This is a genomic window from Streptomyces sp. x-80 (genome assembly GCF_046549095.1).
GTDB lineage: Bacteria > Actinomycetota > Actinomycetes > Streptomycetales > Streptomycetaceae > Streptomyces > Streptomyces celluloflavus.
Window position 1 is genome coordinate 454,646 of sequence record NZ_JAJPWM010000005.1, and the last position, 18,701, is coordinate 473,346.

The following is an 18,701-nucleotide window of genomic DNA, read 5'->3' on the forward strand; positions in this document are numbered from 1 at the left end:
TGGCAGCCCGGGTCAGAGGCGCATCGGCTGCGGCGCCTCGCGGCGCGCCGCGTCCGGGCCCGGGTACTCGCGGATGATCTCGTAGCGGGTGTTGCGCTCGACGGGGCGGAAGCCCGCGTCGCGGATCAGCTCCAGCAGGTCGTCACGGGTGAGCTTGTTCGGCGTGCCGTAGTTGTCCGCGTCATGCGTGATCTTGTACTCGACGACCGAGCCGTCCATGTCGTCCGCACCGTGCTGGAGCGCCAGCTGCGCGGTCTGCACGCCGTGCATGACCCAGAAGACCTTGACGTGCGGGACGTTGTCGAACAGCAGCCGGGAGACCGCGAAGGTCTTCAGCGCCTCCGCGCCGGTCGCCATCGTCGTGCGCGCCTGGAGCCGGTTGCGGACCTTGCCGTCCTTCATGTCCACGAAGTCGTGCTGGTAGCGCAGCGGGATGAAGACCTGGAAGCCGCCGGTCTCGTCCTGGAGCTCACGCAGCCGCAGAACGTGGTCCACCCGGTGCCGGGGCTCCTCGATGTGCCCGTACAGCATCGTCGCCGGGGTCTTGAGCCCCTTCTCGTGGGCGAGCCGGTGGATACGCGACCAGTCCTCCCAGTGGGTGTTGTGGTCGACGATGTGCTGGCGGACCTCCCAGTCGAAGATCTCCGCGCCGCCGCCGGTCAGCGACTCCAGACCGGCGTCGATCAGCTCGTCGAGGATCTCGCTCGCGCTGAGCCCGGAGATGGTCTCGAAGTGGTGGATCTCGGTGGCGGTGAACGCCTTGAGGGAGACCGTGTCGGGCAGCGCCTCCTTGAGGGCGCTGAGCGAGCGCGGGTAGTAGCGCCACGGCAGGGTCGGGTGCAGACCGTTGACGATGTGCAGCTCGGTGAGGTTCTCGTTCTCCATCGCCTTGGCGAGGCGGACGGCCTCCTCGATGCGCATCGTGTACGCGTCCTTCTCGCCCGGCTTGCGCTGGAAGGAGCAGTACGCGCAGGACGCGGTGCACACGTTCGTCATGTTGAGGTGACGGTTGACGTTGAAGTGGACGACGTCGCCGTTCTTACGGGTGCGCACCTCATGGGCGAGCCCGCCCAGCCATGCCAGGTCGTCGGACTCGTAGAGCGCGATACCGTCCTCGCGGGTCAGCCGCTCTCCGGCGTGGACCTTCGCCTCCAGCTCACGCTTGAGGCCCACATCCATTGACGCAGCCATCCGGTCGCCTCCCAGTATCTCTGCCGTGTCCGTGCGGTAACTCGTGCCGCTCCGGCGCCGGAAACGGACGCGGAACGGGCTCAGCCGAGCCTACTCCCCCGTTACCGGAGCGGACGGGACCCCCTCGACGGGCCCCGTCCGCCCGGCCCTCCCGGTCCGTACCCCGGGGCTACTCGGCCTCTCCGGGCAGCTCGCCGACCCGGTTCTCCCACTTGGTGGAGAGCACGATCGTGGTGCGCGTACGGGAGACGCCCTTGGTGCCGGAGAGCCGCCGGATGGTGCGCTCCAGCCCGTCCACGTCGCCCACCCGCACCTTGAGCATGTACGAGTCCTCGCCGGCGATGAACCAGGCGTCCTCGATCTCGGCGAGGTCGCGCAGCCGGCGCGCGACGTCCTCGTGGTCGGCGGCGTCCGACAGCGAGACGCCGACCAGCGCGGTGACGCCGAGCCCGAGCGAGGCGGCGTCGACCGTCGCGCGGTAACCGGTGATCACACCGGCCGCTTCGAGGCGGTTGATCCGGTCCGTGACGCTCGGACCGGAGAGGCCGACGAGCCGGCCGAGCTCCGCGTAGGAGGCCCTGCCGTTCTCGCGAAGTGCCTGAATGAGCTGCCTATCCACCGCGTCCATGCCCTCAAGCCTTCCAATCTTTACGCATTTTCGAGTTCTGCATGTAGAATCTAAGGCATACAGGCCCTCGGAGCCTGCGATTCACCCAAACGATCAATGACGATCTTCACAGGAGTTGTCACCGTGTACTCGATCGAGATGGCCTACGCCCGCATGCGCGAGCTTCAGGACCAGGCCAATCGTTCACGTGCCCACCGCCCCGCGGCCCCGCGCGCCCGGCGCCTCCTCGGCCGTGCCGCCGCGGCGGCTGCCAAGAAGCGCTAGGAAGCGTCCGGGGCCTCCCCCTTGGAGCCGCCCCCCAGCTCCCCCTCCCACCGCCGGTACAGCCCGTGCGGCACCTCTGCCGCATCGAGCACCCGGCCCGCGACGAAGTCCACCAGATCCTGGATGTGTGTCGCCCCCGCGTAGAACGCGGGCGAGGCGGGCAGCACCACGGCGCCCGCCTCGTCCAGCGCCACCAGATGCTTCAGCGTCGGCCCGTTCAGCGGGGTCTCCCGCACCGTGACCACCAGCCGGCGGCGCTCCTTGAGCGTCACGCTCGCCACCCGCTGGAGCAGATCCTTCGAGAGCCCGAGCGCCACCCCGGCGACGCACGCCGTGCTCGCCGGGACGATCAGCATCCCCTTGACCGGATACGACCCGGACGAGGGCCCGGCCGCCAGATCCCCGGCCGGCCAGTACCGCACGTCCGCCAGCGCCGCCTCGGACACCTCGAACGTCTCCGGTTTGCCGTCCGCCCCGCGCGCCAGCCACTCGCGCAGATCGGCGCGCCAGTGCGCGTCCCGGAACGCGATCCCGGTCTCGTCCAGCAGGGTCAGCCGCGACGCCCGGCTGACGATCAGATCCACCGCCTCCCCGGCGGTGAGCAGCCCGCGCAGCACGGACGCGGCATACGGCGTACCGGACGCGCCGGAGATTCCCACGACCCACGGACGGCGCCGGCCGGGGTCCTGCTGACTGGTGTTGTTGTGCGGCGACTCCACGGCATCGAGCCTATCCGCCGGAACCGCGGACCCGGTCACGGCCGTTCCTCCCCTTGACGCCCCCGGGTGATTGACTCACTCCTGGCGACCGGGCCCGCACGGCACGGCCCGCGACGGGAACGGCACACGGAAGGAAGGCCGGACATGGCCGCACGCGCGAAGCCCGCGATCTGCCTGATGCTGGGCTGGGTCGGACTGCTCTGGCTGCTGGAGGGCATCGACGTCATCAGCGGGAACGCCCTGGACGCCTTCGGCATCCAGCCGCGCGACCCGGCCGCCCTGCTCGATGTGGTACCCGCCGCCTTCCTGCACTTCGGCTTCGGCCACCTCGCCGCCAACACCCTGCCACTGCTGGTGCTCGGCTTCCTCGCCGCCCTCCGCGCCGGGCTGCGCCGGTTCCTCGGCGTCGCCCTGCTGATCATCGTCATCAGCGGCCTGGGCGTCTGGCTGACGGCGCCACCGCACAGCAACACCGCGGGCGCCTCCGGCGTCGTCTTCGGCCTCTTCGGCTACCTGCTGGTGCGTGGCTTCATCGAGCGCAAGGTCCTCGACATCGGCATCGGCCTGGTGGTCGCCGTGGCGTACGGCTCGATCGTGTGGGGCGCGCTGCCGACCGACAGCGGGATCAGCTGGCAGGCGCATCTGTTCGGGCTGATCGGCGGGGTGCTGGCGGCGTTCCTCCTCCGGCAGCGGCGCCCCGCACCGCTGCCCGCGGGCGGCGTCCGGTTCGCTCCGTAACGGCACGGCACAGCACCGCACCGCACCGAGCTGCACGGCACAGCACTGTGGCCCCGGTTCCCGTACGGATACGGGGACCGGGGCCACGGCGGCGCGCACCCGGGGGACCCGGGGCACCGGGAACGCTCAGACCGTGAGGCCGCGCACCAGCAGGTCCAGCAGCGCGAAGCCGAAGAGCGCGATGCCGATGAAGCTGTTGACCTGGAAGAACGCCCGGTTGAGCCGGGACAGGTCGTGCGGCCGGACGATCGTGTGCTCGTAGACGAACGCGACGGCGACGACCACCAGGCCGATCCAGAAGCACACCCCGGCGCCGATGGCCAGCGCGTACCAGACCAGCAGGGCCATGGTGACGACATGGCAGGCGCGGGCGCCGTGCAGCGCGGCCGGGATGCCGAAGCGGGCCGGCACCGACTTCACACCGTGCGCGCGGTCGGCCTGGACGTCCTGGGTGGCGAAGATCAGGTCGAACCCGCCGATCCAGACGCCGACCGCCAGCCCCAGGATGACCGCGTCCCAGGACCAGGTCCCGGTGATCGCGATCCACGCACCGACCGGCCCCATCGCCTGGGCCAGGCCCAGGATCGCGTGCGGGAAGTTGGTGAAGCGCTTGCCGTACGGATAGACCACCATCGGGATCACCGCGACCGGCGCCAGCGCCAGACAGAGCGGGTTGAGCAGCGCGGCCGCGCCGAGGAAGCAGACGACGGCGATCAGCGCGCCGGTCCACGCCGACTTCACGGAGACCGCGCCGGTGACCAGCTCACGGCCGGCGGTGCGCGGGTTCCGGGCGTCGATCTCCCGGTCGATGATGCGGTTGGCGGCCATCGCGAACGTCCGCAGGCCGACCATCGCGACGGTGACCAGCAGCAGCCGGGTCCAGTGGACGGTCCGGTCCCACTGGAACATCGCGGTCAGCGCGGCGATATAGGCGAACGGCAGCGCGAAGACCGAGTGCTCGATCATCACCAGCCGGAGGAACGCCCTGGTCCGGCCCGGCTGCGGGACCGCGGCGGCGGCACTGGTCACAGCCCGTACCCCGGTTCGCCCTCGCGGCGGCGGGGAAACCCCGGCTCCGGCCTGCCGTTCTCCCGATCGAGCCTGCCGATCACAGCCCGTACTCCTTCCAGCGCTTCGTCACCCGGTCGGCGGTCCGCGGGTCGGACTCGACCATGTTCGGCCAGCCGCCGTCCCGCGTATACCCCTCCTCGGGCCACTTCTTCGTCGCGTCGATGCCCGCCTTGCCGCCCCAGAACTGCTGGTAGGAGGCGTGGTCGAGATGGTCGACCGGGCCCTCGACGACGGTCAGGTCGCGGGCGTAGTCCGTGTTGCCCAGCGCCCGCCAGGACACCTCGTGCAGGTTGTGGACATCGCAGTCGGCGTCCACGACCACGATCAGTTTGGTCAGCGACATCATGTGGGCGCCCCAGATGGCGTGCATGACCTTCTGCGCGTGCTTGGGGTACTTCTTGTCGATCGAGACGATCGCGCAGTTGTGGAAGCCCCCGGACTCCGGCAGGTGGTAGTCCACGATGTCCGGCACGATGATCTTGAGGAGCGGCAGGAAGAACCGCTCGGTGGCCCGCCCCAGCGGGCCGTCCTCGGTCGGCGGCCGGCCCACCACGATCGACTGGAGCAGCGGCCGCTTGCGCATCGTGACGCAGTCGATGGTCAGCGCCGGGAACGGCTCCTGCGGCGTGTAGAAGCCGGTGTGGTCGCCGAACGGGCCCTCCGGCAGCATCTTTCCGGGCTCCAGCCAGCCCTCCAGCACGACCTCGGCGTTGGCCGGGACCTGGAGCGGCACGGTCTTGCAGTCCACCATCTCGATCCGCTTGCCCTGTACGAAGCCCGCGAAGAGGTACTCGTCGATATCGCCGGGCAGCGGGGCCGTGGAGGCGTACGTCACCGACGGCGGGCAGCCGAAGGCGATGGCGACCGGCAGCCGCTCACCGCGCTTGGCCGCGACCTGGTAGTGGTTGCGGCTGTCCTTGTGGATCTGCCAGTGCATGCCGATGGTGCGTTTGTCGTGACGCTGGAGGCGGTAGAGGCCGAGGTTGCGCACGCCCGTCTCGGGGTGCTTGGTGTGCGTCAGCCCCAGGTTGAAGAAGGAGCCGCCGTCCTCGGGCCAGGTGAACAGCGCGGGCAGCGCGTCGAGGTCCACCTCGTCACCGGTGAGCACGACCTCCTGGGCGGGGGCGCTCTCGCCCTTCACCTTCTTCGGCGGTACGTGCGTCATGCGGGCGAGCTTGCCGAACGCCTCCCGCACCCCGACGAAGCCCTGCGGCAGCTCCGGCTTGAGCAGCCCGCCGATCTTGTCGCTGATGTCGCTGTACGCGTCGAGGCCGAGCGCCTTGAGCAGCCGGCGGTCGGTTCCGTAGACGTTCATGGCCAGCGGCATCGCCGAACCCTTGACGTTCTCGAAGAGCAGCGCCGGACCGCCGGCCTTCTGCACCCGGTCCACGATCTCGCCGATTTCCAGATACGGATCGACCTCGGCCTTGATGCGCTTGAGGTCGCCTTCCCTGTCGAGCGCGCGCAGGAACGAGCGAAGATCGTCATAAGCCATGCGTTCCAGTATCCGGTACGCACTACCCTGTACGGGTCACCGGGCCCCGCCGTGGGCCCGCCGCCGCTCGCAGGGGGCCCGTTCCGCAATGCTCAGGTATCTGCCGTTCCTTCTGGTGCTGGCACTGTGGATCTACGCGTTCATCGACTGCCTCAATACCCCCGAATCGCAGGTGCGCGGGCTGCCCAAGGTGGTCTGGGTGATCATCATCCTGCTCTTCGGCGAGGTGCTGGTCGGCCCGGTCGCCTGGCTGGCCGCGGGCAAGGTCCGCGGGCCGCGGCCGGACGGCTCCACGCCCTTCGCGGGGCGTGGCGGGCGCCGTACGCAGTGGGTCGCGCCGGACGACAATCCCGAGTTCCTCAAGTCCCTCAAGGACGAGACCGCGCCCGCCAAGGACGCCGCCGACGCGAAGGACGCCAAGGGCGCCGAGGACTCCGCGCGGCTCAAGGACTGGGAGGCCGATCTGCGCCGCCGCGAGGAGGAGCTGCGCCGCAAGGAGAACGGCCCCGAGGACACCCCGCCGCCCGCCAAGGACTGACCCGCCGCCGCGCCCCGCGGTCCGCCGCCCCCGTCCGCACCGTCAGCCCGTTTGCCGGGCCCCGGCCGGACGAGGAGAGTGACCGGCATGAACCATGTGCAGGAGCAGGCCCGCGCGATGCTGGCGACCGCGGTCGCCGAGGCGCGGGCCGGACTGGCCGAAGGCGGCATCCCGGTCGGCGCGGCCCTCTACGGCCCCGACGGCACCCTGCTGGGCCGCGGCCGCAACCGCCGCGTCCAGGACGACGACCCGTCCGTCCACGCGGAGACCGCCGCCTTCCGCTCGGCGGGCCGGCAGCGCAGCTACCGCGGCACCACGATGGTCACCACCCTCTCCCCCTGCTGGTATTGCAGCGGTCTGGTCCGCCAGTTCGGGATCTCCCGGCTGGTGGTCGGCGAGGCCCGCACCTTCCACGGCGGCCACGACTGGCTCGCCCGGCACGGCGTACGGATCGTGCTGCTCGACGACCCCGAGTGCGCGGCGATGATGCGCGACTTCATCGGGGCACACCCGGCACTGTGGAACGAGGACATCGGCGCCGAGTGACCCCGGGCCGCGCGCCCACCCGGCCCGGAGCTCCACGACCTCCCCGGGCGGAGGCCCCGGTCCCGCACACCCGCCCAGCCCGGAGCCCCGCGACTTCCCCGGGCGGAGGGACCCCGGGCCCGCACACCCACCCGGTACCCGGCACCCGGCCCGCCGGAAACCGGTCGCCCGGCGACCCCGCCGTCCGTCAGGAGGACATCGGCGCCGAATGACCCCAGGCCGCACGCCCACCCGGCCCGGAGCTCCACGACCTCCCCGGGCGGAGGCCCCGGTCCCGCACACCCACCCGGCACCCGGCACCCGGCACCCGGCCCGCCGGAAACCGGTCGCCCGGCGACCCCGCCGTCCGTCAGGATGCGGTGCCATGAGCACCGGCCTGCACTCCCCGGCGCACGCCCCCGCGCGCCCCGCCCCGACCACCGCACCGCCGCCACCGGCCGGTACACCCGAACCGGCGCGCCGCGTCCGGGCCCTGCACACCGCGCGGACGATCACCGTCTACCAGGCGTACGCACCCGCGCTCGGCGACCCCGCCGCCCGGGACGGCCGCTTCCCGGCGGCCTGGAAACGGGAGCGGATGACCTGGATCAAACCGTCCTTCCTCTGGATGATGTACCGCTGCGGCTGGGCCACCAAGCCCGACCAGGAACGCGTGCTCGCCATCGAGATCGACCGGGCCGGCTTCGACTGGGCACTGCGCCACGCCTGCCTCTCCCACCACGACCGGTCCGTCCACCCCGACCGCACCACCTGGCAACGGCAGCTGAAAACCTCACCGGCCCGCGTGCAATGGGACCCCGAACGCGACCTGCACCTACGGCCGCTCCCCCACCGCTCCCTCCAACTCGGCCTGACCGGCGAGGCGTCCCGCCGCTACGCCGACGAGTGGACGGTCACCCTCACGGACGTGACACCTCTGGCCCGCGAGATCCACCACCTGATGCGCACCGGCAGGACAACGGCGGCAACCGCCCTCCTCCCCGACGAACGGCCCTACCCGGCACCCGAGGAGACACCGGCGCTCAGCCAGATCCCCTGACGCCCCGTCATCCCGTCGGCCACAGGGATGCGGGGCGGGGCCCTGGCACGGTGTGCGCCCTGCCGCCAACAGCGGCCACCGCCCCGTCACCCCGCCCCACCAGCCACCCCACCCCTACGCCCACGAGTGGACGGCCGCCCGCACCGGGATGACACCCCCGCCGCACGAGAGCCGCGTCCCGGTGCGCGGCGCGCAGACGGTGGCGGCGGTCGCGCTGCGTCCGGGTGCGCGGGGCCGTCGGCGGCCGGGGAGATTCCGGTGGTCGGCCGAGCGTCCTGGCAAACCGCCACGAGGGCGTAGCGGGGTGTGCGCGCGGTCCGCCACGCGCTGCGGCGTACGGCGTACGGGGCGTAGTCATGATCAGCCAACTCGCGACTGTTAACGGCCAATTGACGCTTCGTTCAGGAACCTCCCCCTGCCTGGGACACTCCGCCACCGCCAGAGTCGGACCCGCCCACCGAGGGCTCCGGCGACTCAGGGAAAGCGAGTGGCATCCATGCCCGATATGACCCGACGCAGACTTCTCGGCTCCGCGGCCGGTGCGGTCGGCGGCGCCGCCGCGCTGTCGCTGCTGCCGCCCAGCGTCCAAAAGGCCGTCGCGGCCGGCCCGCCCCGGCACGGCGGGCTGCACGACATCGAGCACGTCGTCCTGCTCATGCAGGAGAACCGCTCGTTCGATCACTACTTCGGCACCCTGCGCGGCGTCCGCGGCTTCGCCGACCCGGGCGCGCTCACGCTGCCCAATGGGCGCTCCGTCTTCCACCAGCCGGACGCCGAGAACCCGGACGGCTACCTGCTGCCGTTCCGGCTCAACACGCACACCTCCAGCGCCCAGGCCATCCCGTCCACCAGCCACGCCTGGTCCGTCCAGCACGAGGCGTGGAACGGCGGCAAGATGGACCGCTGGCTGCCCGCGCACCGCAAGGCCGACGGGGTGAACGGTCCGTACGTGATGGGCTACCACACCCGTCAGGACATCCCGTTCCAGTTCGCGCTCGCCGAGTCCTTCACCCTCTGCGACAACTACTTCTGCTCCGTCTTCGGCCCGACCTGGCCCAACCGCCTCTACTGGATGACCGGCACCCTCGACCCGGGCGGCACCCACGGCGGCCCGGTCCTCAACAACACCGCGCCCTCGCCGTACCGCTGGACGACCTACGCCGAGCGGCTCCAGAAGGCGGGCATCAGCTGGCAGGTGTACCAGGAGGAGGACAACTACGGCTGCAATCTGCTGGAGGAGTTCGCGCAGTTCAAGAACGCGAAGCCGGGCAGCCCGCTGTACGAGCGCGGGATGCGCCGACGGCCCGCCGGCGCCTTCGAGGACGACGCCCGCAACAACCGGCTGCCGGCCGTCTCCTGGCTGATCCCCACCAGCACCCAGTCCGAGCACCCGGACTATCTGCCGGCCGCCGGCGCCGACTTCGTCGCGCGCAAGATCGAGGCGATCGCCGCCAACCCGAAGCTCTGGCGCAAGACCGCGTTCATCCTCAACTATGACGAGAACGACGGCCTCTTCGACCATGTGCCGCCGCCCGTCCCGCCGCCGGGGACGAAGGACGAGTTCGTCAAGGGGCTGCCGATCGGCGGCGGCTTCCGCGTCCCCTGCATGATCATCTCGCCCTGGACGGTGGGCGGCTGGGCCGCGGGCGACGCCTTCGACCACACCTCGGTGCTCCAGTTCCTGGAGCGCTGGACGGGCGTCGAGGAGCCCAACATCACCGACTGGCGGCGGGAGACCTTCGGCGATCTCACCTCGGCGTTCGGCTTCGGCGGGCCCGCGAACCGGCCGCCGCGGCTGCCGCGCGACACCGCCAAGAAGCTGGCCGAGGCCAAATGGGAGGTGTCGCACCTGCCCAAGCCGACGCTGCCGGGCAAGGACCAGCAGGAGCCGCACCAGGAGAGCGGCGGGCGCAAACGGCGCTGACCGCGCCCCGCGGACCGCTCAGAGCGCGCGCTCGTACGCCCCGTACAGCGCGCGCCAGCGGTCCAGGGTCCAGGTGCGCCAGTCGACCGGGCGGCCGGCCAGCGCCTCGGCCAGGAACTCGAAGTGCTGGTGCCAGCCGGCCAGCCGCCCCAGCACGGCGCTGTCCGGGACGGTCAGCTCGTTGGTGAAGAGCAGCAGGGTGCCGGTGGCGCGATCCGGGTCGGCCCGGAGCTCGAAGCGGATCCGCCCGTGCACATCGACCGTGTACTCCGCCAGCCGGGCCGGGCCCCAGCAGGTGACCTGGCCGGACGCGACGGTGGCGGCCCCGTACTCGTCGCCGTTCAGCCAGCGCAGCGTGATCGCGCCGCCCTCGCGCTGGACGAAGGGGTCGGCGGCGGCCAGCCAGGTGTGCAGGCCGTCCGGGCCGGCGACCGCGGCCCAGACCTCCTCCACCGGCTGCGGGAAACGCAGCGTGAAGGTGAGCACGTGGGTGTCCCCGCCGGCGGAGACGACGGTGCCGTACGGGATCGGGCTCTCCATGAGGCCACGATCGCGTACGGCACCGGTGGGCGCAGCTCAGACTCCGGCGTAGGAGTGCAGTCCCGTGACGAAGATGTTCACGCCGTAGTAGTTGAAGAGGTAGCAGGCGAACGCGATCAGGCCGAGCCAGGCCGCCTTGCGGCCCTTCCAGCCGGCCGTGGCGCGGGCGTGCAGGTAGGCGGCGTAGGCGACCCAGGTGATGAAGGACCAGACCTCCTTGGGGTCCCAGCCCCAGTAGCGGCCCCAGGCGGCCCCGGCCCAGATGGCGCCCGCGATGATGGTGAACGTCCACAGCGGGAAGACGGTGGCGTTGATCCGGTACGCGAACTTGTCGAGCGAGGCGGCCGAGGGCAGCCGCTCCAGCACCGAGGTGGCGAAGGCACCGGGCTGCTTGCCCGCCGGGTCGGCGCGCTTGGCCTCGTAGCGGTCGCGGAAGAGGAAGAGCAGCGTCGAGACGGCGCCCAGGTAGAGGACCGCGCCGGAGATGATCGCGCAGCTGACGTGGATCCACAGCCAGTACGAGTGCAGGGCCGGCACCAGCTGGTCGCTGGCGGTGTACAGCACGCTGACCGCGAGCCCGAGGTCGAGCAGGACCGTGGTGATCAGCGGCAGGCCCAGCCAGCGGACCTTCTTCTTGAGCACGAGCAGGACCAGATACGCGCCGACGGCGACCGCGGCGAAGGTCGTGGAGAACTCGTACATGTTGCCCCAGGGGGCACGCTCCACGGACAGGGCGCGGGCGACGACCCCGGCGACGTGCAGCGCCCAGGCCAGGACGGTCAGCGAGACGGCGATCCGTCCGTAGAGGTCCCCCTTCTCGGTACCGCCCGCGGCGCCCGGCCCGTCGGGGACGTCGCGGCTGCCCGGGGCGGCCTTGGTGACGACCTTCGGGCGCTCCAGGACGGCCGTGCCACCCTTCCGGTCCACCCGGGTGGCGGCCGCGGCGGGGGTCCGCGCCTCGCTGGTCAGCGCGGCCGCGGTGCGCCCGACCTTGCTGCGGGAGCCGAACACCCACTCGGCCATGTACGCGAGGAAGGCCAGGGTGTAGACGGCCATCGCCGAATAGACGAGCACATTGCTGTTGTGTGCCAGCGTCTCGTTGGCTGCGGCAGCGATATTCACGCGCGCGCTCCTTCGGAGGGATCAGCAGGATCGGCAGAGTCGGTGGGCTCCGCGGAGTCTTCGGGGCCGGGCTCCGGTGCGGCTCCGGGGTCCGGATCCGCGGCAGGCGGGGCGTCCGGCCCCAGCGCCACGGCGATATCGGCGAGTTCCTCGCCCAGGCGGGGCGACTCGCTGCGGCCGAGACCGGCGATCTCGACGACGGTGACGCCGACGCCGTTCTCCTCGACCCGCTCGGCGCGCACCCACACCCGGCGGCGCTGGATGAACAGCGAGCCGGCCAGGCCGAGCAGGGCGGCGACCGCGCCGGTCAGCGCGAGGCCGTTGCCGGGCTGGTGGGTGACCTTGAAGCTGGCCCAGTTCTTGATGCCCTCGAAGGTGATGCTGCCGTCGCCGCCGGGCAGCGTCATCGACTCGCCGGGCAGCATCATCTTGGCGACCTTCTTGCCCGAGCCGTCGACGTACTGCTTGAGGTTCTTGCGCTCCAGCTTGTAGACGCTCTGCGGCAGCCCGGAGGAGACGCCCAGGTCACCGTGGTAGGCGGTGAGCGTCAGCACTGGATAGTCCAGGGCCGGGAACTGCGAGAACATCGAACCGGAGCCCTTGCCGCCGAACGTCGGCACGAAGAAGCCCTGGAACCCGAGCTGATTGGGCTTGCCGTCCTGGGTCTGCGCGCCGGGGACCTTCACCACACCGGTCGAGGTGAAGTTCTTGGTGTCCTGCGGCAGGAACGGCACCGCGCCCTTGTAGACGACCTTGCCGCGGCCGTCCTTGACGCTGACCACCGGCGCGTAGCCGTGCGAGAGCAGGTAGACCTTGGAGCCCGCGATGTCGAGCGGCTCGTTCACCTCGATCGCGGTCTTGTGCGGTGCGCCGTCCGCGCCGCTGAAGTACGTGATGTGGGCGCGGAAGGTGCGCGGGGTGCCCTTCTGCGGCCCGGTCCGCTCGTACGTCGCGTCGAACTTGTCGAGCGAGAAGCCGAACGGCTCCATCGCGCTGGTGTCGAAGAACGGGCCGGACTTGAAGTCGTCGTACTGGGTGAGGCTGTTGGCGAAGCCGCCGTCACCCTCGGTCAGCAGCTTGCCGCCCTCGGACTTCCACAGGCTGCCCACGGCGAACGCCACCAGCATCGCGATCAGCGCGATATGGAAGACGAGGTTGCCGACCTCGCGCAGATAGCCCTTCTCGGAGGCGACCGCGGTGCCGTCCCGGTGGGCCCGGAACCGCCGCTTCTTCAGCACCCGCTGCGCCGCCGCGAGCACCGCCTCGGGCTCCGCGTCCGTACGCCAGGTGGTGTACGCGGGCAGCCGGGTCAGCCGGCGCGGCGCGCCCGGCGGACGGCTGCGCAGCTGCCCGACGAACTGCCAGCTGCGCGGCAGGATGCAGCCGATGAGGGAGATGAACAGCAGCAGGTAGATCGCCGAGAACCACACCGAGCTGTAGACGTGGAACATCCCCAGCTTGTCGTAGATCCCCCCGAGGGTGGGGTGCTCGGTCATGAAGTCTTCGACCTTGACGGGGTCGATGCTGGTCTGCGGGATCAGCGAGCCGGGGATCGCACCGATCGACAGCAGGAAGAGCAGCAGCAGCGCCACCCGCATCGAGGTGAGCTGCCGCCAGAACCACCGCGCCCAGCCGACCGGCCCGAGCGAGGGGAAGGTGATCTCTTCCCTGGGGGCGGTGGAGAGCCGGGAGCCGGCCGCGCCGAGGTCCGCGCCCGCGTCCGGGGTGGCCTGCGCGCCGGTGCCCGGGTCCGCGTCCGGTCCCGGGTCGCGGGGGGTGTCGGTCTTCGTGGACATCGATCAGATCCCAACGGTGAAGCTCTGTGTCCAGCTCTGGACCTCGGACATCATGGTGTCCCAGACGCCGGTGACGAGGAGGATGCCGAGCGCGACCATCATGCCGCCGCCGGTCCGCAGCACCCACACGTAGTGCCGCTTGACCCAGCCGAACGCGCCGAGCGCCCGGCGGAAGGCGAGCGCGACGACGATGAACGGCAGGCCCAGGCCCAGGCAGTAGACGACGGTCAGCAGGGCGCCGCGCCAGGCGCTCGCCTCGTAGAGCGAGAGGGTGTTGACGGCGGTGAGGGTGGGGCCCAGGCAGGGCGTCCAGCCGACGCCGAAGAGCACCCCGATCACCGGCGCGCCGAGCAGCCCCATCGCGGGCTTCTTGTGGAAGCGCAGCTCGCGCTGGCCGAAGCGTTTGAGGACGCCCGCGAACGCCAGCCCGAGCAGGATCATCAGGACGCCCAGGATCCGCGAGATGAGGTCCTTGTGGCTCTGGAGGACGGACCCGAAGTACCCGAAGAGGGCGCCGCCGGAGACGAAGACGGCGGTGAAGCCGAGGACGAAGAGCGAGGCGCCAGCCAGCATCCGGCCGCGCTTGGCGTCGCCGAGGTCGGTGCCGGTGACGCCGGTGACGTACGACATATAGCCGGGGACCAGCGGCAGGACGCAGGGGGAGAAGAAGGAGACCAGGCCGCCGAGGAGCGCGACGGGCACGGCGGCCAGCAGGGCGCCGGTCAGGATGGTCTGGTTCTGCGCGGCGGCGAGCAGCATCACGCGATCACTTCTCGGCGATCAGCGGATCGACCATCTTGCGCAGATCGTCTTCCGTGAGCGGGCCGATCGAGCGGGCGGCGATCCTGCCCTGGCGGTCGACGGCGATGGTGGTGGGGATGGACTGCGGGTTCAGGCTGCCCTTGGGGAAGCGCAGCATCAGTTTGCCCGCCGGGTCGAAGAGACTCGGATAGGGCACCTTGTGCTCTTCCTCGAAGGAGACGGCCTGCGACTTCTCGGCGTCCCTGGTGTTGATCCCGATGAACTGGACGCCCTTGTCCTTGGTCTCGTTCGCGACCTTGGCGAAGTTCGGCGCCTCGCCGATGCACGGCCCGCACCACGATCCCCAGATGTTGAGGACGACGACCTTGCCCTTGTAGTCGGCGACGGCCAGTTTCTTGCCGGTGGTGGTCTCACCGGAGAGCTCGGGCACCGGCTGCCGCTCCGCCTTGGCGACCGTGTCGATACCGTCCTTGCCCTGGACGAACTGGGTCTGCGCGGAACCGCCGGAGGCGCCTTCCCCACAGGCGCTCAGGGTCAGCGACGCGGCCGCGGCCCCCGCGGCGAGCAGGGTGACACGGCGGCGGTTGAGGCGGCGTGGGGCGCGGCAGGCACTCATGTGAAAAGTTTCGCATGGGCCGTTTCCCGATTTTCCGCGCCCCCCTCACCCCACCCCGCCCCGGACAAAACGGCATGTCAGGGGCGGTGGGACGGTCTCAGGCCGCGGTCAGGAACGACTTCCAGCCCGCCGCCGGCTTCTGCCCGACGCCCATCCGCTGGAGCTTGGCGAGCACCGCGGGGTCCTGCGCGTCGAGCCAGTCGGTGAACTGGCGGAAGGACACCAGCCGGACGTCCTTGTGCTGCTCGTTCGCGATGTGCTTGAGCGCCTCGGCGACGGCGTCCATGTAGATGCCGCCGTTCCACTGCTCGAAGTGGTTGCCGATGAAGAACGGCGCGCGGTTGGTCTCGTAGGCCCGCTGGAAGCCGGAGATGTACGCGTCGGTGGCCTGCTTGCGCCAGCCCGGGTAGTTGGCCGGCGGCGCCTTCGTGGTGTTCTTCGACTGGTTGGCGAGGATGTTGTAGTCCATCGACAGGACCTCGAACGAGTGACCGGGGAACGGGATCTGCTGGAGCGGGAAGTCCCAGACGCCCATCTTCTTCCTGGGCCACATCTGGAGGCCGCCGGGCGAGCTGGCGTCGTAGCGCCAGCCGAGCCGCTTGGCCGTCGGCAGCAGGTTCTCCTGGCCCAGCAGGCAGGGGGTGCGGCCGCCGGTCAGCTCCTTCTGGTAGTCGAAGGGCAGCGGTTCCAGGTCGGTGAAGCCGGTGTTCGTACGCCACTTGGTGACGAAGTCCATCGCCTGGTCTATCTCGGACTGCCACTGCTGCGGCGTCCAGTGCTTGACCGTGCCGGAGCCCGAGCAGAAGTGGCCGTTGAAGTGGGTGCCGACCTCATGGCCGTCCAGCCATGCCGCGCGGACGTTCTTCAGCGTCTCCTTGATGTGGTCGTCGGTGAGATAGCCGATGTCGGAGGCGCCGGGCTTGTTGTTCGGCGGGCGGTAGAGGTGCTTCTTCGACTCGGGCAGGAGATACAGCCCGGAGAGGAAGAAGGTCATGGCCGCGCCGTGGTCCTTGGCGAGCTTGAGGAACCGGGGGAAGAGGCCGTTGCCGACCTCTCCCGCGCCGTCCCAGGAGAAGATCACGAACTGCGGCGGGGTCTGGCCGGGCTCCAGCCGCTGGGGCTTGTCCGGCTGGTTGGGCTGCGCCCCGGAGTCGGCGGTCGAGCCGTCGCCGATGAGTTTCGACCGGGCCTTGACCGAGTCCTTCACCCGCTGCTTGTCCGCCTCGGTGTCCGAGCCGGAGGAGCAGCCCGCGACACCCAGCGCCGCGGCCGCCCCCACTCCCATCCCCAGCAGGCTCCGCCGACTGATCGCGCGCATTACCCTCGCCCTCCGTGCTCGCCAAGCTCAATATCCATATAAACGGACAACTGAGAAGAGGGCACATCGAGGGCGGAGGTTCCGGATTATTCGCTCAAATCTCTTATTCTTCTCACTATTGACATAACGCCAACTGATGCAAGCTCAGGCCCCGAAAGCCTTGGCCTTCCCCTTGACCGGCTTGGCGCCCGCCAGTAGATGGGACGGCACAAGATCACGTGCCGGTTCCGTGTAACCGACCGAGATGATCTTGTCGCCGTGGAAGGTGAACGACGTCAGCGAGGCGAGCGTGCACTGCCGCTTGCGCGGGTCGTGCCAGAGCCGGCGCCGCTCGGCGAAGCTGCGCACGATCCAGATCGGCAGCTGATGGCTGACCGCCACCGCCTCGTGCCCGCGCGCCGCGTCCCGCGCCGCACCGAGCGCCGCCATCATCCGCACGACCTGCTCGATGTACGGCTCGCCCCAGGAGGGCCGGAACGGATTCGTCAGGTACTTCCAGTTGGCGGGCTTCTTCAGCGCGCCGTCGCCCACCCCGAAGGTCTTGCCCTCGAAGACGTTGGCCGCCTCGATCAGCCGCTCGTCGGTGGTCAGCGCCAGTCCGTGCGCACCCGCGATCGGCGTCGCCGTCTCCTGGGCACGTTCCAGCGGAGAGGCGACGACATGCGTGATGTCCCGCTCCGCGAGATGCTCCGCGACCCGGTCGGCCATCTCCCGGCCCAGGTCGGAGAGGTGATATCCGGGCCGGCGCCCATAGAGGACACCGTCGGGATTGTGCACCTCGCCGTGCCGCATCAGGTGCACCACGGTGATGTCTTCGCTGCTCATGTCACCCATTCATTCAGTCGTCTCGGGTCTGTCGCCGGGTCGCGGATGCGCCGGGCCGCCGGTTCGCGGGGCCGCCGGTTCGCGGGGCCGCCGGTTCGCGGGGCGGGCCGTGGCACGGTCCGCCCCGGCCGGCCGGCCCGGCGCGACGGCCCGCGTCCCGTCAGGCGGTCGCCGCAGCGGCGGCCCGCGCCGCGGCCGGCAGCGCGGCGGCGATCCGCTCGACGGCCGCGGCGTCGTGCGCGGCCGAGACGAACCACGACTCGAAGGCGGACGGCGGGAGATAGACGCCCTGCGCCAGCATCGAGTGGAAGAAGGCGGTGAAACGGAACGACTCCTGCGCCTTGGCGGCGTCGTAGTCGGTCACCTCGGCGTCCGTGAAGAAGACCGAGAACATGTTGCCCGCGACCTGCACCCGGTGCGCGACGCCCGCCTCCGTCAGCGCCGCGGCGACCAGCCCCCGCACCTCCGCCGAGACCGCGTCGACCGTCTCGTACGCGGCGTCGTCCAGCAGCCGCAGCTGCGCGATCCCCGCGGCGGTGGCGACCGGGTTCCCCGACAGGGTGCCCGCCTGGTAGACCGGGCCGGCCGGCGCGAGATGCGCCATGACGTCGGCGCGGCCGCCGAACGCCGCCGCCGGGAAGCCGCCGCCCATGACCTTCCCGAAGGTCATCAGGTCGGGGCGGACGCCGTCGATCCCGTACCAGCCGGCCCTGCTGACCCGGAAGCCCGTCATGACCTCGTCGGAGATGTAGAGCGCGCCGTTCGCCGCGCAGACGTCCTTGAGCCCCTGGTTGAAGCCGGGCAGCGGCGGCACCACGCCCATGTTGCCCGGCGACGCCTCGGTGATCACACAGGCGATCTCGCCCTGGTGCGCGGCGAACGCGGCCCGCACCGCCTCGATGTCGTTGTACGGCAGCACGATCGTGTCGCCGGCCTGCGCACCGGTCACACCCGGAGTGTCCGGCAGCCCGAAGGTCGCCACACCGGAGCCCGCCGCGGCCAGCAGCGCGTCCACATGCCCGTGGTAGCAGCCCGCGAACTTGATCACCTTCGCCCGGCCGGTGAACCCGCGCGCCAGCCGGATCGCCGACATCGTCGCCTCGGTACCGCTGGAGACCAGCCGCACCTGCTCGACCGGCGCGATCCGCGCCACGATCTCCTCGGCCAGCTCGACCTCGCCCACACCGGGCGTACCGAAGGACGTACCGCGGCCGACCGCTTCCTGGACCGCGGCGAGCACCGCGGGGTGCGAGTGGCCGAGAATCATCGGCCCCCACGAGCACACGAGGTCGACGTACTCACGGCCGTCGGCGTCGGTGAGGTACGGACCACTACCGGACACCATGAACCGGGGCGTACCGCCCACGGCACGGAACGCCCGCACCGGGGAGTTCACGCCACCGGGCGTCACCACGGACGCGCGGTCGAAGAGCGACTGCGAAACAGGGGCTTCATACGGAAAAGGCACTGTGATCCTGACCTGCGTAGACGGTGGGAGGGCGGCGGCACACGGACACGACCCGGCTGACAACGACGTTGAAACGAGCGGGAATCTCCCGGCGGGACCAT

The 18,701-nt window shown here is 70.8% G+C and carries 19 protein-coding genes; 6 read left to right on the forward strand and 13 right to left on the reverse strand.

The genetic code is table 11. The features are described 5' to 3' along the window. Positions 1-12: 12 nt before the first annotated feature. Together mqnE and ACLJWH_RS12800 are read right to left on the reverse strand one after the other, a co-directional pair. Positions 13-1,179: an aminofutalosine synthase MqnE gene (gene mqnE, locus ACLJWH_RS12795; protein ID WP_052856158.1), complete on the reverse strand. Its 1,167-nt coding sequence runs from the start codon at positions 1,177-1,179 to the stop codon at positions 13-15. A gap of 181 nt (positions 1,180-1,360) precedes the next feature. Continuing rightward, complete coding sequence (locus tag ACLJWH_RS12800; RefSeq protein ID WP_052856157.1) at positions 1,361-1,819, reverse strand: Lrp/AsnC family transcriptional regulator; 459 nt, start codon at positions 1,817-1,819, stop codon at positions 1,361-1,363. A gap of 96 nt (positions 1,820-1,915) precedes the next feature. On the opposite strand from ACLJWH_RS12800, the gene ACLJWH_RS12805 reads away from it, so the two are divergent. Continuing rightward, on the forward strand, positions 1,916-2,083 hold the full coding sequence (locus tag ACLJWH_RS12805) for a hypothetical protein (RefSeq protein ID WP_172450433.1): 168 nt from the start codon (positions 1,916-1,918) through the stop codon (positions 2,081-2,083). Here ACLJWH_RS12805 and ACLJWH_RS12810 read toward each other — a convergent pair. Beyond that, positions 2,080-2,802 (reverse strand): UbiX family flavin prenyltransferase, encoded by a 723-nt coding sequence (locus ACLJWH_RS12810; RefSeq protein ID WP_411141748.1) that lies wholly within the window; start codon positions 2,800-2,802, stop codon positions 2,080-2,082. The genes ACLJWH_RS12805 and ACLJWH_RS12810 overlap by 4 nt on opposite strands. A gap of 144 nt (positions 2,803-2,946) precedes the next feature. Between ACLJWH_RS12810 and ACLJWH_RS12815 the strand changes: the two genes are divergently transcribed. Then, entirely contained in the window at positions 2,947-3,540 is a 594-nt protein-coding gene (locus ACLJWH_RS12815; protein ID WP_411141749.1) for a rhomboid family intramembrane serine protease, read from the forward strand. A 126-nt stretch (positions 3,541-3,666) separates the two neighbouring features. Here ACLJWH_RS12815 and mqnP read toward each other — a convergent pair whose 3' ends face one another. Further along, the gene (gene mqnP, locus ACLJWH_RS12820) at positions 3,667-4,569 is read right to left on the reverse strand and encodes a menaquinone biosynthesis prenyltransferase MqnP (RefSeq protein ID WP_411141750.1); all 903 of its coding nucleotides are present in this window, start codon (positions 4,567-4,569) and stop codon (positions 3,667-3,669) included. Between the two features lie 79 nt (positions 4,570-4,648). Further along, positions 4,649-6,106, reverse strand: coding sequence for a menaquinone biosynthesis decarboxylase (locus ACLJWH_RS12825; protein WP_411141751.1), 1,458 nt, complete (start codon positions 6,104-6,106; stop codon positions 4,649-4,651). 88 nt (positions 6,107-6,194) lie between these two features. Between ACLJWH_RS12825 and ACLJWH_RS12830 the strand changes: the two genes are divergently transcribed. The 4 genes from ACLJWH_RS12830 (at position 6,195) to ACLJWH_RS12845 (ending at position 10,153) form a co-directional block, all read left to right on the forward strand. Further along, entirely contained in the window at positions 6,195-6,644 is a 450-nt protein-coding gene (locus ACLJWH_RS12830; protein ID WP_411141752.1) for a PLD nuclease N-terminal domain-containing protein, read from the forward strand. Positions 6,645-6,731: 87 nt separating this feature from the next. Continuing rightward, positions 6,732-7,190: a nucleoside deaminase gene (locus ACLJWH_RS12835; RefSeq protein ID WP_411141753.1), complete on the forward strand. Its 459-nt coding sequence runs from the start codon at positions 6,732-6,734 to the stop codon at positions 7,188-7,190. Positions 7,191-7,554: 364 nt separating this feature from the next. Continuing rightward, positions 7,555-8,229 carry a DUF4291 domain-containing protein gene (locus ACLJWH_RS12840; RefSeq protein ID WP_411141754.1) on the forward strand — a complete coding sequence of 225 codons (675 nt, stop codon included), beginning with the start codon at positions 7,555-7,557 and terminating at the stop codon, positions 8,227-8,229. A 496-nt stretch (positions 8,230-8,725) separates the two neighbouring features. Continuing rightward, a complete protein-coding gene (locus ACLJWH_RS12845) occupies positions 8,726-10,153 on the forward strand; it encodes an alkaline phosphatase family protein (protein WP_411141815.1) in 1,428 nt (475 codons plus the stop codon). 18 nt (positions 10,154-10,171) lie between these two features. On the opposite strand, the gene ACLJWH_RS12850 is transcribed toward ACLJWH_RS12845, so the two are convergent. The 8 genes from ACLJWH_RS12850 to hemL form a co-directional block, all read right to left on the reverse strand. Beyond that, on the reverse strand, positions 10,172-10,693 hold the full coding sequence (locus ACLJWH_RS12850; protein ID WP_411141755.1) for an SRPBCC domain-containing protein: 522 nt from the start codon (positions 10,691-10,693) through the stop codon (positions 10,172-10,174). A gap of 36 nt (positions 10,694-10,729) precedes the next feature. Further along, positions 10,730-11,815 carry a c-type cytochrome biogenesis protein CcsB gene (ccsB, locus tag ACLJWH_RS12855; protein ID WP_411141756.1) on the reverse strand — a complete coding sequence of 362 codons (1,086 nt, stop codon included), beginning with the start codon at positions 11,813-11,815 and terminating at the stop codon, positions 10,730-10,732. Continuing rightward, on the reverse strand, positions 11,812-13,611 hold the full coding sequence (locus tag ACLJWH_RS12860) for a cytochrome c biogenesis protein ResB (protein ID WP_411141757.1): 1,800 nt from the start codon (positions 13,609-13,611) through the stop codon (positions 11,812-11,814). Before ACLJWH_RS12860 ends, ccsB begins: the two co-directional genes overlap by 4 nt. Positions 13,612-13,614: 3 nt before the next feature. Next, positions 13,615-14,370 carry a cytochrome c biogenesis CcdA family protein gene (locus ACLJWH_RS12865; protein WP_411141816.1) on the reverse strand — a complete coding sequence of 252 codons (756 nt, stop codon included), beginning with the start codon at positions 14,368-14,370 and terminating at the stop codon, positions 13,615-13,617. Between the two features lie 7 nt (positions 14,371-14,377). After that, on the reverse strand, positions 14,378-14,989 hold the full coding sequence (locus ACLJWH_RS12870; RefSeq protein ID WP_411141758.1) for a TlpA family protein disulfide reductase: 612 nt from the start codon (positions 14,987-14,989) through the stop codon (positions 14,378-14,380). Positions 14,990-15,086: 97 nt separating this feature from the next. Then, entirely contained in the window at positions 15,087-16,307 is a 1,221-nt protein-coding gene (locus tag ACLJWH_RS12875; protein ID WP_411141759.1) for a hypothetical protein, read from the reverse strand. Between the two features lie 144 nt (positions 16,308-16,451). Next, positions 16,452-17,132, reverse strand: coding sequence for a histidine phosphatase family protein (locus tag ACLJWH_RS12880; protein ID WP_411141760.1), 681 nt, complete (start codon positions 17,130-17,132; stop codon positions 16,452-16,454). Positions 17,133-17,292: 160 nt separating this feature from the next. Beyond that, positions 17,293-18,600, reverse strand: coding sequence for a glutamate-1-semialdehyde 2,1-aminomutase (gene hemL, locus ACLJWH_RS12885; protein ID WP_411141761.1), 1,308 nt, complete (start codon positions 18,598-18,600; stop codon positions 17,293-17,295). Positions 18,601-18,701 lie beyond the last annotated feature (101 nt).